Origin of the sequence: Rhodomicrobium vannielii ATCC 17100 (genome assembly GCF_000166055.1) — a bacterium.
GTDB lineage: Bacteria > Pseudomonadota > Alphaproteobacteria > Rhizobiales > Rhodomicrobiaceae > Rhodomicrobium > Rhodomicrobium vannielii.
On the sequence record NC_014664.1, the window covers coordinates 3,754,402 to 3,767,180 of the forward strand.

Consider the following 12,779-nt stretch of genomic DNA (forward strand, 5'->3'; position numbering starts at 1 on the left):
GAAGTTGGGCCGGATATGCGGTGGCAAGCGCCACACGCCAAATCAGGACCGCGGCGGAGCCTTCACCGCGAGCAGCAGGTTCGACGGCTTGCCCCAGCGATAGCCGACCGTGAAACCGAGCGGACCCTTGCTCTCCTTCTTGAAGAGATCGACGAGCTTGGGCTGTTGTGCGTGGCGGAACTGCGCGATCGGCGCGAGGTAGCTGCCGAAAGGCTGAAGCTGCCAGTTCGCATCGAGATACTTCACCGGGATGCCGGTGTCGTCCTGCACGAGCGCTGCCGAGTGCTTCAGGAGGAAGTCGCGCACGTCGGAGAAGCCGGGATTGTGCAGCAGGTAGGACGCGCTCTTGATGAAGGCGTCGCCCTGGCCATAGCCGTCGAGGAACTTGATGAAGCCGCTCGCCTGCACGCCCTTGTTGGAAAGGTCGGTCTTGAAATAATAGATCGTCTGCTCTTCGCCATCCGCACCCGCCAGCACGATCTTCGCGCCCTTCGCCGCCGAGTCGATGCCCGGCTCGTCCGCCGCATGCAGCTTGCCTTCGCGGTCGAGCGCGATGAGGCTCACATCCTTGATGTCCTTGCCGGAGCGGGCGGCGAACACGTAGATGATCGGCAGCGTGCCCGACAGCTTCCGCCGCGAAAGCTGATGCCCCATCTCGCTCGTGATGAAATAGCTGTGCTTGAGCAGGCTACCAAGCGCGGCGCGCGTGCCATTCAGTTCGCTATTCGCCGTTCTAACGGTCAGGTCGGAAAGTTCGGGAACCGGGCCTGACGGCTCAAGCCCGGCCATGATGATGGTCTTCGCCTTCGGGAAGAACGCGTTGGCGTAGAGATAATCCGGGCCGGAGAACAGGTAATAGAGCGTCGGCTCCTGCTGCTTCACGTTGTCCGACGACCAGCTGCGCACCTTGGAGAGCTGCTTGTCTTCAAGCTGCTTCCAGCTCGAGTCCATGAAGGACTGGTGTTTCTTGAACGAGGCGTCCTTCGCCACGGCCTGAAGCGGCGAATTTTCCGATGGCTGAATACCGGCGAGCACGCGCGCGATATCCGTCTGCGCCTGACCGTCGGCGGCCATGAGCGCGCCGGGCAGGGCTGTCATCAATGCAATGCCTGCGAGGAATGATCGAACGGGGAAGCGGAATGTCATGGTCAAGCTATTCCCTTGCTAGGAGCCGCGCTGAACTTTGCTGAAACTGCATAGATGAAAAGACCCGCGATCATGAGACCGAGGCTCGCGAGCGATTGTCCCGGTCGCTCGATGAGAAGGTGGACGAGCACGGACCCCGTAACCGCCAGGAAAAGGACGGGCGTCAGGGGATAGGCCCAAGCCCTGTAGGGGCGCGGCAGGTCCGGGCGGCGAATGCGCAGCACGATGACGCCGAGCACCGTCAGGAAGGAGCACAGCGTGAGCGCGAACTGGATGAATTCGAGCACCGTCTCGAAGCCCTGCGTGAAGAGCAGCGCCGTGACGACGACAAGCTGGAAGACGAGCGCATTCACCGGGACGCCCTTGTTCGACGTCTTGGCGAAGAAGGACAGCATCGGGTTGTCCTCGCCCATCACCTGAGCGACGCGCGGACCGATCCACATCATCGCGCTGACCGCCGAGACAAGGCCCAGGCAGATGAGCGCGGCAACGATCTGGCCGCCCGTTTCGCCGAAGATGTGCCGCCCGGCGATCAGGCCGACATCGATCTGGCCCGCCAATTCACCCAACGGCGTCGTGTAGAGGAACACGGCGTTGAGGGCTACGTAGAGAACCGTCACGATCAGCACGCCGAAAAGCAGGGCGCGCGGAAGGGTCTTCTCAGGCTCCTTGATCTCGCTCGCGATGTAGGTCGCGGCGTTCCAGCCCGAATAGGAATAGAGCACGAAGACGAGACTGAGGGCAAAGGGCGCGCTCGCCATATAGCCCAGATCGGCGGCGGACGGCGCGAAGGAGATCGGCTGCGGCTCTCCCCAAATGAAGCCCGCCGCGATGAAGGCGACGATGAGCCCGAATTTCACGAAGGTGGAGACATTTTGCAACTTGCTGCCCGTGTTGACGCCCATCAGATGCACGAGCGAGACAAGCCAGACGACGGCGATACCGAGGAGCAGGACGGGTGCGCCTGGCATCACGCCTGCAAAATATTGGCCGAACGCCATGGCCGCGAGCGCAACCGGCGCGGCGAAGCCGACGGTCGCTGAAATCCATCCGGCCATGAAGCCGATGGCCGGGCGGAAGGCGCGCGACAGGAAATTGTATTCGCCGCCGGAGCGCGGAAAGGCCGCCGCAAGTTCAGCGTAGGACAATGCCCCGCATAGCGCGACCAGCCCGCCGACGACCCACAGCATGAGCAGCGAGAAGGCAGATGGGATGCCGCGAACCTGGAAGCCGAGGCTCGTGAAGACGCCCGTGCCGATCATGTCGGCGACCGCGAGCGCAGTTGCCGTTACGACGGATATCTTGGGGAGGTCCAGTGACCCGAATTTGCCCCCGGACGAAGACGCGGCAGGTTCCTGCGCGCAAACCGATGCATCACTCATACCCTGCTCATATCAACTGAGGACAATTTCAACAATTCCGCCGGTAAGGTTAACTGTCTGGTAGTTGCATAGTGGCAACTTAGGCTGTGCGCTCAAGCGGATCGTACTCTAGCGGGAAAGGCATTTAGAAAGTCCTTTCGTCTAGGCTCGGGGAGCGGCTCATGATGTGGTCACGATTGCGGGTTATCCCGCTTCACACGTCTGGTGAGTGCAAGACGCTAGGTCTGGTTAGTAAGAGCGTGCGAGTATCCGTGTTCATCCTGCCGCGAGTATCTTTGGCGTTGTTTTCGAGGCTGCGTTTCCCGATTGTGGCGGCGCTCGCGATCACTGCCGCGGGCTGTCGTTCCGAGACGGAAGCCGTCGATCTCGCGAAAACCTCGGACGCCGCGGCGCTCAGCATGGAACTTCCCCCCTCCGGCTTGGCGGCGATGAGCCCCGATGCTGGCGACCGTTTGAACCGATCTGCCAAGCAGGGCGTTCTCAAACAGCAACAGCCAAAAGCCGTCACCCCGACACTTGCCGTCGCTGCGGTTGCGCCGCTCCCCGAACAGCGCCTTGCCCCGGCCGAGAGGCGCACTCCCGCCGAGGCGCCGACGCTGATGACGGCTTCGATGTCGGTTGAGGCGCAAGCTCCCTCGATCCTCGTGCCCGTCAAGATGGTCAAGAAAGGCTCGCCGATCAAAGCCGAACCGCCGCTGCTTCCGCTCCGGCAGACGCGCACGAAGCTCGTGCCGCTGCAAAGCGCGCCGTTCCCCTATCGCGGCACCAATCCGGCGACCGGCCACCCGTTCCTCAATGTGAACGACGGCGGCAGGCGCGGCCACAGCACGTCGAGCGGCGCGGTTTACTGGGAAGATCCGACCTACAACGACAGCCGCACTCTGCTTCACATCCCGCGCGGCTTCGACCTCCGGCGCCCCGCGCTCATGGTGCTGTTCCTGCATGGGCATGGCGCAACCTTGCAGCGCGACGTGATCCAGCGTCAGCGCGTGCCGGAGCAGGTGTCCGAGGCGGGCGTCAATGCGGTGCTCGTCGCGCCGCAGCTCGCGTCCGACGCGGCCGATTCGAGCGCGGGCAAGCTATGGGAGGTGGGCGGCCTGCGCCGCTTCCTCGACGAGGCGAGTGACGAACTCGTGAAGCTGCACGGCGATCCGCGCTCCAAGGCGTATTTCGACCGCATGCCGATCGTGATTGTCGCCTATAGCGGCGGTTACGCGACGGCGGCGTCGTGCATCCGTCAGGGCGGTGCAGACGAGCGCTTGCGCGGCGTGGTGCTGCTGGACGCGCTCTATGGCGAGACGGACACCTTCGCGAACTGGATTTCGTCGCGCGAAAAAGCGTTCTTCCTCAGCGCCTATGCGTCGTCCACGCGGGCGCGCAACACGGAGCTTGCCGATATCCTGAAGGGCAAGGACGTGGCGCTGAACACCAAGCTCAAGGGGCCGCTTCGCAGCGGAAGCGTGACGTTCATCTCCACCGATCCCGGCACCGAGCACCGCGATTTCGTGACGAAGGCGTGGGCTTATCACCCGATCAGGGATCTGCTGCAAAGGCTCCGCGTCGATACGCGATAGTCGATGATGTGCCCTATTTGCGCGGCGGATCGGCCCGCCATTCCGCCAGTTGCGCGCGCCCTTCGAGCGACATATCCGCCGCCGCCGATGCGATGACCGCCTGAATCACCGTCTCCAGCCGACGCCGCGCGTCCTGCGCGTCCGCCATTGCCTTGCGTGTCGCATCGCCGTCATAGGGTTCGGCGCGCAGCGCGAGGCGCATGGCGTCCCGCGCCTTGTGAGAGGCGGCGTGCGTCTCCTCGACCTCGCTCGCGCGTTCAGCAAACGCCGCCTTGAGGCGGTCCGCATCCTGCGCTGGAAGCCGCGCGGCAATCCTCTCGAACTGGTAGGCCGGGCCGCCGCCCCCGCCGCGAAACGCCGGTTTGTATAATGACGCGACCGAAAACGCGACGACGCCGCAGATGAAAAACATGTTCAGGGCGAGAGACCAGAAAAGCAGGCCACGCCGAGGCCGGCTTTCGGCGGCGATGGTGTCTTGCGCGCTCATCAGAAGGTTCCAATCGCGGTTTCGGACTGAAAGATGACGGCGATGGCGTCGGTGCTCTCAGAGGCTGCCGCCGCCATCTGCTCATCGTGCGTGATCTTCTGCGCCCAGAAGACGCCGAGCGCGATGCCGCACGCCGCCGCAAGCGAAAACGCGGCAGCTCTCGGCAGGATCGGGCGCGAGAAAAGGCGGTTGCGCGCGAAACTTTTCGCACCTTCCCGCCGCGCCGGGGAAGCTGCCCTTGCACCGCGCGCCTGCGCTGGAAGCGCCGACTGAGGCGGAAGCGTTGAGGGCAGGGCGTCGAGGAGGCGCGCCGCGATAGCCTCATTCTCGGCTTCGGATGAGGAGGTCGCGAGGCTCGCGCGAATGAGGCCATCGAGGTGGCGCGCTTCCGCGAAAGCCGCCGCCGCATCTGCATCGCTAGCGACGAGACGCTCGGCGGCGCTCCGGTCTGCGGCGGGCCACGCGGCAAGATCGCTGCCGTGCATATCGAGGAGATCCTGAAAACGGGCGCGGGTCATGTGCGGCTCCCTGAGTCATCGGATTGCGCGCGAAGCTCGGCGCGCAGCGTTCGCTTGGCACGCACGAGCAGCGCTTCGACGCTTGAAACTGTGGTCTCCAGCACCGAAGCCGCTTCGGCGTTGCTGAGGTCTTCGTAGTAGGTCAGCACAATGGCCGCGCGCTGGCGATCCGGCAGGGCGGCGATCGCGCGCGCCACGGCGGCGTCGGCCTCCTGCCTTTCGAGGCTCGCCAGCGCGGAAGGCGACGGGTCCGGAACCTCGGCCGCGTCGTCGAGCGGAGCGAAGCTTTTATGGCGCTGCCTGTTGAGGCAGAGATTGACGACCACGCGGTAAAGCCACGTCTTGAAAGCCGCCTCGGCGCGCCAGTGCGGCGCATTCACCCACACGCGGAGCATCGCCTCCTGCAAGACCTCGTCGGCATCGGCCGCATTCGCGAGCATGCGTCGCGACAGGGCCAGCGTGCGCGCGGCATGGCGAGCAGCAAGTCGGCGGAACGCAGCCTCGTCGCCCATCGCCACGCTTCGCATCAGGGTCTCGTCGGTCGCCTCGGCGGAGCGGCGGGCCTCGGCGTCGGGGCGCGCGCTATTCCGGGGCGGCGTCACGACGAATGGCCTCGCCAGCGTTTCTTCGTACATCCATGCAACGGCCCCGATAGACACGCGGTCGCCTCCGCCTCGTCGCGCCAGGCCCGCAATGCCGCCTGCTTACCACTTGGACACCGCAGGCGCAAAAATCCTGCGCGAAAACTCCCCCGCGAGCGCATCGCCGCAGGCTTGGAGAGTTCGTCGACGAAATCCTGCGCAGGGTTTTGCGCCGCCGCCGTGTTCAAGCTGCAGGTCGGCGGGCTTTCGGTGATCGCCGCCGCGACCGAAACCGAATTACCTCCGAAGCGCCCGATGCGGCGGCTTCAATTGAAGGACGCATGACATGAATGGATTTCTTGGGCGCGTGACGACGCCGTTCACGTTCGGCCTTTTCGCCGTATCCGCGATTTCAGGTTTGGCGCTGTTTTTTCACCTCGGCTCGAACCTGTTTCACAGCATGCATGAATGGCTGAGCCTGCTGTTGCTCGTGCCCTTCTTCGTGCATGTCTGGCGAAACTGGGGCGCGATGAAGGGTTATTTCCGGCGCGGCTCGATGATCGTTCCGCTCGCCCTGTCGCTTGTGGCCGCTGCGGCGTTCGCGATTCCCGCCGCGATGCAGGGCAAGGCGGGTTCGCCGCGAGCCGCCGTCATGCTGATGACGCAAACGCCACTCGACAATCTCGCCCCAGTGCTCAAGACTACGCCCGATGCGCTGCGAGCGAACCTCCTTCAGCGCGGCTACAAAGTGGCCTCCACCGCCGACACCCTCGCGAGCGTCGCGGCAGCGTCCGGCGCACCGGCGATCAAGCTGCTGGTGGAAGTCATGCCATCCCGGTAATCGCATCTGTGATCGGCATTTGACGAAGGGGCCGCGCGACCTTAGATTTAACAGGTTTGGAACAAGGACGCGAAGCATGTCGAAACGGCAAGAGTTGCGCGCGCCCGCCCTCGAATTAAATCAGGCAAACGGGCTGCTCGAACTGAATGAGCGCTACCGGGAAATCTTCCGGAGCATCGTTGAGACCTATCTTGAAACGGGCGAGCCGGTCGGATCGCGTCACCTGTCGCGTCAGCTTCCGATGACGCTGTCGCCCGCATCCGTGCGTAACGTGATGTCGGACCTCGAATCGCAAGGGCTGATCTACGCGCCGCATGTGAGCGCGGGCCGTATTCCCACGCAGACGGGCCTGCGCCTGTTCGTTGATGGCCTGCTCGAAGTCGGCAGCATCGAGGAAACGGAGCGCGATCAGCTCGAACGCCAGCTTCTGCGCGACTATCACCGCGAGCATGCCGTGACGTCCGAAGTGCTGGCAGAGGCGGGTGACCTTCTCTCCGGTCTGTCGCGCTGCGCGGGCGTGGTGCTCGCCGAGAAGCAGGTGAGCCGCCTGAAGCATATCGAATTCGTCAGCCTCGACTCGAAGCGCGCGCTGCTCGTGCTGGCGGGCGATGACGGCAGCGTGGAAAATCGCGTGCTGAATTTGCCGGAGGGGCTGCCGCCGCAAGCGCTCGTCGAGGCGACAAATTATCTCAACGCGAAGATTCGCGGCGTGACACTTCCCGAGGCGCGCGAAAAGATCGAGGGCGAACTCAAGGCCAGACAGGCCGAACTCGACGCGCTCACCGCGAAGCTCGTGCGGTCGGGTCTGGCGCAGTGGTCGGGCGGACGCGAGGACAATCGCAGCCTCATCGTGCGTGGGCAATCGCGCCTCCTGAACGACCTCAGGGCGGTGGAAGACCTCGAACGCATTCGCCTGCTTTTCGAGGATCTCGAATCGCAAAAAGCGCTGATCCACCTTCTCGATCTCGCCGAAAAGGCCGAAGGCGTCCGCATTTTTATTGGCTCCGAGAACAATCTGTTTTCCCTGTCCGGATCTTCCCTTATCGTTGCTCCGTTCCAGGATCACGAGCGCAAGATCGTAGGCGTTCTTGGCGTCATCGGCCCGACGCGCCTCAATTACGGCCGCATTATCCCCATGGTTGACTTTACGGCCAAGCTCGTGAGCCGCGTGCTCGCTTGATTATCCCGCCGAAACCGCCGATATAGCTTCAAAAATCGGCGCATTGAAGATCGAGGATAGCGGACGGTCCTCATCGAAAACGGAAACGGCAGAACACCATGAACGATACCCCGGACGGGCCCTCGGACGCGAACGGGCCGGAAAATAACGATTCTCTTGGCCGCGACCAGAATCCGCAAGCCACCGAAGAGCAGGTAAAGGCGCTGGCGAAGATGCTGGCCGATTCGAGGGCCGAAAACGCCGAGCTTCGGGATCGCCATTTGCGCATTGCTGCGGAGATGGAAAATTATCGCCGGCGCAGCGAACGAGAGAAGATTGAAACCGCGAAATACGCGTCGTCCGAGTTCGGCAAGGACGCCATCGTGATCGCCGACAATCTGCGCCGTGCGATCGAAGCCGCGCAGAAGGAAGCGACCGACCAGACCCCGGCCCTGAACACACTGCTTCAGGGCGTGGAAGTGACGGAGCGTGAGCTTCTCAAGGTTTTCGAGCGTCACGGCATCACGCGCTTCGAGCCGCTCGGCGAGAAATTCGATCCACATACCTCCGAGGCGATGATCAAGGTGGATGTGCCCAACGTGCCCGCCGATGTCGTCGTGCAGGTGCTTCAGGCGGGCTACAAGATCGGCGAGCGGGTTTTGCGCCCGGCAGCCGTGATCGTTGCCAAGGGAGGCGCGCCGGTCAAGCCGGAGCCGCCGCAGGGCGAGCACTCGGCCAAACCCGTGAGCGACGCGCCGTCAGCCCCGCATGGGGAGCCGCATCACGATCATCACGCGGTTGAACCCGCTCACGAACACGATCCCGATGTTTTCCGCGATCCGAGCGGCGCGCCCCTGCGGCGTGACCGGTCCGGCGGAGATAAGCGTGCGTCGTCCGTCACGCAGCCCGTTACGGAAAACAGCGGCCCCGCAGGCGTAGACGACCTGATTTCGTCCTTCGGAAAACGGCTCGAAAACGGCAACTGACGGCGAGCGGCGTAACCGAAAGCGGTTAACCGGCAGGCGCGGCGTTCAGCCCGCCCCGCCATCCCGCCCCGCAAGCGTCAGCGCCTCGCGGAGGCGGCCGCCCGTGCGTTCGAGCAGTGCGCTGGCCTCGTCAAGCGCACACCCTTGCAGCAGAAGCATCGCAAGCTTGATATTGCCGCCCGTCTGCGCCAGCGCTTCGCGCACCGCGCTCAAGTCTTTGCCCGTCAGATGCACGAGCATCTTTTCGCGCCGCCCGACAAGCTTCGCGTTCACGGCCTGCACCTCGACCATCAGCCCTTCGTAAACGCGCCCGAGCCGGATCATCACCAGCGACGACAACATCGCGAGCGTGACGCGCTGCGCGGTGCCCGCGTTCATGCGCGTTGACCCAGCGATGGGCTCCGAGCCGGTTTCAAGGCATATCGGGCGGTCAGCTTCGAGCAAAAGGGGCGTGTCGGCGTTGTTCGCGATGCCCACGGTAAGCGCGCCGAGTTTCTTCGCCTCGCGCAGCGCCGACAGCGTGAACGGCGTCTTGCCGCTGGCGGCCACCGCGATCAGCACGTCATTCGCGCCGACGCCATGCTCCACGCGGATGAGTTGGGCGGCGCGGTGGGTTTCATCCTCCGCCCCTTCTACGGCCTGAACCATGGCCTCGTCGCCGCCCGCTAGCAGCAGCACAAGCCGTTCTTTCGGCCAGCTGAAGGTTGGCATGAGTTCCGCGCCGTCCTGCACCGCGAGGCGGCCGGACGTGCCCGCGCCCGCGTAAACGAGCCGCCCTCCGCTGGCGAGGCGCTTCTCCATCGCGAGCACCGCGCGGAGGATGTCGCGCCGAGCTGCGCGCACGGCGGCGACCGCAGCGAACTGACCCTCGATCATCGCATCGAGCGCGTCGAGCGGTTCCCAAACATCGATGCCGGAGAAGCGGGGCGATGGCCGTTCAGTATCCATAACAACCGAAAACGCGTTTGAGTGGCGTTGGACTTTGCAACATGCAACCTTAAATAAGCATCCGCAACAAGGGCATAAAGAGTGAACGCTGAGGTGTTGTTTCTCGCGGTGGATGGCGGCGGCACGAAATGCCTGGCGCGACTCGCCAACGCGGACGGCGAAACGCTGGGTAACGGGCGCTCAGGCCCGGCCAATGTGCGGCGCGGCCTCGCACAGACTTTCGCGGCCATCATGGACGCCACGGAGCAAAGCTTCGATGAGGCGGCCCTCGCTCGCGATTACAGCCGCGTCGTCGCCTGTCTCGCGCTTGCAGGCGCAGGTGAGCCGGACATTCAAGCCGAACTCGCGCGCTACGCCCACCCGTTCAGGGCTGCGATTTTTACCACGGATTCGCATGCGGCTTGCGTCGGTGCGCATCGTGGCGAGGATGGCGGCGTGATTATCGCCGGAACAGGCAGCATCGGCGAAGCCTTCGTGCGCGGCGTGCGTCATCGCGTCGGCGGCTGGGGGTTCCCTGTGTCCGACGAAGGCAGCGGCGCGTGGCTCGGCCTCGAAACCGTGCGGCGCACGCTGTGGGCGCTCGACGGCAGGGCGGCAGCGTCGCCTCTGCTCGACGAAGTCGCGAGCCGTTTCGCCCATGACCCGAACGCCATCACGCGCTGGGCGAGCGAGGCCAAGCCCGCCGATTTCGGCACGTTCGCGCCGCCCGTTTTCCGGCACGCCGGCGATGGGGACACGGTCGCACGGGAACTTGTCGCCTCCGCAGGGCGCCACGTGGAACGAATTGCCGAGGCGCTGCTTGTTCTGGGGACACCAAGGCTCGCGCTCATGGGTGGCCTCGCGAAGCCGCTGGAACCGTGGCTGTCCGCAGCGGTAAAGCGATCGCTGGTTCCCCCAACTGGCGACGCGCTGGACGGCGGGTTGCAACTCGCTCGAAATGCTTTTTTCGGGCAGGAGGATTGATGAAATATTCTGACGTGCCGGACGTGCGCATGGCGCAGGAAATTCGAGAAGCGCCGCATGCGGTGAGCCGCCAGCGTGACGCGCTCGCACGCCCGGTTGAGGAGCTTGCCGCGCGGCTGAGGCGGAAGCCCCCCCGGGTGATCGTCACCTGCGCGCGCGGAAGTTCCGCCCATGCCGCCACCTTCGGCAAGCACCTGTTCGAGCGTTATCTGGGCGTTCCCGTGGCCGCCGCCGCGCCGAGCATTGCGAGCGTCTACGGCGGCGAACTGAAGCTGAAGGATCAACTTTTCCTCGCGATCTCGCAATCGGGAAGCAGCGCCGACATCATCGCCATGACCGAGGCCGCGCAACGCTCCGGCGCGCTGACGGTGGCAATCGTCAACGACATCGAAAGCCCGCTCGCCCGCGTGAGCGACATTGTGCTTCCCATGAGCGCCGGGCCGGAACTTTCCGTCGCCGCGACGAAAACCTTTGTCACCACGCTCGCGGCACTGGTTCGGCTTACAGCGGCATGGAACGGACATGCGGCGCTTGACGCAGCCGTCGCCCGCCTGCCCGAACGCCTCGCCGCCGCTTCGGATCTCGACTGGAGCGCCGCGCTGCCCGCGCTCGCAGGCGCGCCGAGCCTCGTTACCATCGGGCGCGGGCCGACGCTTGCCATCGCCCGCGAGGCGGCGCTGAAGCTCAAGGAAACGGCGAACCTTCACGCCGAAGCCTTCAGCGGCGCGGAGTTTTTGCACGGGCCGGTGGCGCTTGTTTCGCCGGAATATCCGATTCTTATGTTCAACCCCACGGACGAAGCCGCCGCGGGCATGGACCGGCTCGCCGCAGACCTGCGGGGCAAGGGAACGGCCCTCTTCGCGACAGGCTCGCAACATGACGAAAATTTAACAGTCCTGCCTCCGGATCAACCCGAGACAGATGCGGTTTGTCTCATCCAGAGCTTCTACATGATGGCCGTCCGGCTCGCGGAGCGTCTCGGGACAGATGTGGACCGCCCCCGCCATCTTCGCAAAGTCACAAGCACACGATAATGCTTCGCAATCGATACGCCATAGCTGCTTCCGTGATCTTCGACGGTGCGGAGATCCATCGGGATCGCGCGGTCTTCATGCGGGGCGGTCGCATCCTCGACATCCTGCACGTGGGTAATCTGCCTCACGGGGTGCCCGTGCGAACGCTGCCGGAGGGCGCCTGGCTCGCGCCGGGCTTCATCGATGCGCAGGTGAATGGCGGCGGCGATGTGCTCCTGAACGACGATCCGGGCGCGGGGGCGATGGCAGCCATCGCGGCCGCGCACCGGAAATTCGGGACCACCGGCGTGATGCCCACGCTCATCACCGACGCACGCGAGAAGATGGTCGTCGCGCTCGAAGCCGTAGATCGAGCGGCGGCGCTCAATGCGGGCGTGCTGGGGCTGCACCTCGAAGGGCCATTCATCTCGCCCGAAAAGCCGGGTATCCACTGCCGCGACTATATCCGCGAGCCGACCGCGGAGGATCTTGACCTGCTGACCGCGCCGCGCGAAACGGCGACGCTCGTGACGCTTGCGCCGGAGCGCTTCGGGGCGGGGGTCGTGGAGCGGCTTGCCGATGCGGGCGTGCGTGTCTCGCTTGGTCACTCGATGGCGACCTATGAAGAAACGAAGGCGGCGCTCGACGAGGGGCTGACCGGCTTCACCCACCTTTTCAACGCGATGCGCCCGCTCGGTGCCCGCGATCCTGGCCCCGTGGCCGCCGCGCTGGAAGCACCGAACGCCTTCTTCGGCATGATCGTGGACGGTGAGCACGTAGCGCCCGCCATGCTGCGGCTCGCGCTGCGTGGCGCCGCGCATCCGATGCTCGTGACGGATGCCATGCCGCCCGTTGGGGGGGAGACGGCGAGTTTCTTGCTGAACGGACAGGATATCGTGCTCAAGGATGGCCGCCTCACCAATGCGGCGGGGACGCTGGCGGGCTCGGCGCTCGACATGGCGTCGGCGGTTCGCAATACGGTGGAGATGCTCGGCGTGCCGCTGACGGATGCACTCCGTTTCGCGTCGACTGAACCGGCGGCATTCCTCGGCTTTGGCGATTTGCTGGGCCGCATTTCGCCCGACTTCCGGGCCGACCTCGTGGCCTTCGATCCGCGCGACATGACGATTTACGAAACGTGGGTCGATGGTCGCCCATCAGAGCCCACCAATCCGGCGTGA

General features: G+C 64.7%; 13 protein-coding genes. 7 read left to right on the top strand and 6 right to left on the bottom strand.

Annotated elements, in window-relative coordinates; translation table 11 throughout:
- Nucleotides 1-42: 42 nt before the first annotated feature.
- Nucleotides 43-1,098, bottom strand: coding sequence for a hypothetical protein (locus RVAN_RS17285; protein ID WP_013420986.1), 1,056 nt, complete (start codon nucleotides 1,096-1,098; stop codon nucleotides 43-45).
- A gap of 50 nt (nucleotides 1,099-1,148) precedes the next feature.
- Nucleotides 1,149-2,528, bottom strand: coding sequence for an APC family permease (locus tag RVAN_RS17290; protein ID WP_013420987.1), 1,380 nt, complete (start codon nucleotides 2,526-2,528; stop codon nucleotides 1,149-1,151).
- Between the two features lie 281 nt (nucleotides 2,529-2,809).
- On the opposite strand from RVAN_RS17290, the gene RVAN_RS17295 reads away from it, so the two are divergent.
- Nucleotides 2,810-4,102 (top strand): alpha/beta hydrolase, encoded by a 1,293-nt coding sequence (locus RVAN_RS17295; protein ID WP_155942505.1) that lies wholly within the window; start codon nucleotides 2,810-2,812, stop codon nucleotides 4,100-4,102.
- Nucleotides 4,103-4,115: 13 nt separating this feature from the next.
- On the opposite strand, the gene RVAN_RS17300 is transcribed toward RVAN_RS17295, so the two are convergent.
- The 3 genes from RVAN_RS17300 to RVAN_RS17310 are packed head-to-tail and all read right to left on the bottom strand — an operon-like array spanning nucleotide 4,116 to nucleotide 5,766.
- On the bottom strand, nucleotides 4,116-4,589 hold the full coding sequence (locus tag RVAN_RS17300; RefSeq protein ID WP_013420989.1) for a periplasmic heavy metal sensor: 474 nt from the start codon (nucleotides 4,587-4,589) through the stop codon (nucleotides 4,116-4,118).
- The gene (locus RVAN_RS17305; RefSeq protein ID WP_013420990.1) at nucleotides 4,589-5,107 is read right to left on the bottom strand and encodes a hypothetical protein; all 519 of its coding nucleotides are present in this window, start codon (nucleotides 5,105-5,107) and stop codon (nucleotides 4,589-4,591) included. The genes RVAN_RS17300 and RVAN_RS17305 overlap by 1 nt, the downstream gene beginning before the upstream one ends.
- Complete coding sequence (locus RVAN_RS17310; protein ID WP_013420991.1) at nucleotides 5,104-5,766, bottom strand: RNA polymerase sigma factor; 663 nt, start codon at nucleotides 5,764-5,766, stop codon at nucleotides 5,104-5,106. The genes RVAN_RS17305 and RVAN_RS17310 overlap by 4 nt, the downstream gene beginning before the upstream one ends.
- A gap of 268 nt (nucleotides 5,767-6,034) precedes the next feature.
- Between RVAN_RS17310 and RVAN_RS17315 the strand changes: the two genes are divergently transcribed.
- From RVAN_RS17315 to grpE, 3 genes are all read left to right on the top strand, one after another.
- A complete protein-coding gene (locus RVAN_RS17315; RefSeq protein WP_013420992.1) occupies nucleotides 6,035-6,529 on the top strand; it encodes a DUF4405 domain-containing protein in 495 nt (164 codons plus the stop codon).
- 76 nt (nucleotides 6,530-6,605) lie between these two features.
- On the top strand, nucleotides 6,606-7,709 hold the full coding sequence (hrcA, locus tag RVAN_RS17320; protein WP_013420993.1) for a heat-inducible transcriptional repressor HrcA: 1,104 nt from the start codon (nucleotides 6,606-6,608) through the stop codon (nucleotides 7,707-7,709).
- A gap of 98 nt (nucleotides 7,710-7,807) precedes the next feature.
- Nucleotides 7,808-8,674, top strand: a complete 867-nt coding sequence (gene grpE / locus RVAN_RS17325) for a nucleotide exchange factor GrpE (RefSeq protein ID WP_013420994.1) — start codon at nucleotides 7,808-7,810, stop codon at nucleotides 8,672-8,674.
- A 45-nt stretch (nucleotides 8,675-8,719) separates the two neighbouring features.
- Here the strand turns inward: grpE and RVAN_RS17330 are convergent, their stop codons facing one another.
- Nucleotides 8,720-9,622, bottom strand: coding sequence for an N-acetylmuramic acid 6-phosphate etherase (locus tag RVAN_RS17330; RefSeq protein WP_013420995.1), 903 nt, complete (start codon nucleotides 9,620-9,622; stop codon nucleotides 8,720-8,722).
- Nucleotides 9,623-9,703: 81 nt separating this feature from the next.
- Between RVAN_RS17330 and RVAN_RS17335 the strand changes: the two genes are divergently transcribed.
- From RVAN_RS17335 to nagA, 3 genes are read left to right on the top strand one after another with little or no spacing between them, the layout of a single operon-like run.
- Complete coding sequence (locus RVAN_RS17335; protein ID WP_013420996.1) at nucleotides 9,704-10,585, top strand: BadF/BadG/BcrA/BcrD ATPase family protein; 882 nt, start codon at nucleotides 9,704-9,706, stop codon at nucleotides 10,583-10,585.
- Nucleotides 10,585-11,619: an SIS domain-containing protein gene (locus RVAN_RS17340; protein ID WP_013420997.1), complete on the top strand. Its 1,035-nt coding sequence runs from the start codon at nucleotides 10,585-10,587 to the stop codon at nucleotides 11,617-11,619. The genes RVAN_RS17335 and RVAN_RS17340 overlap by 1 nt, the downstream gene beginning before the upstream one ends.
- Nucleotides 11,619-12,779 (top strand): N-acetylglucosamine-6-phosphate deacetylase, encoded by a 1,161-nt coding sequence (gene nagA / locus RVAN_RS17345; protein WP_013420998.1) that lies wholly within the window; start codon nucleotides 11,619-11,621, stop codon nucleotides 12,777-12,779. The genes RVAN_RS17340 and nagA overlap by 1 nt, the downstream gene beginning before the upstream one ends.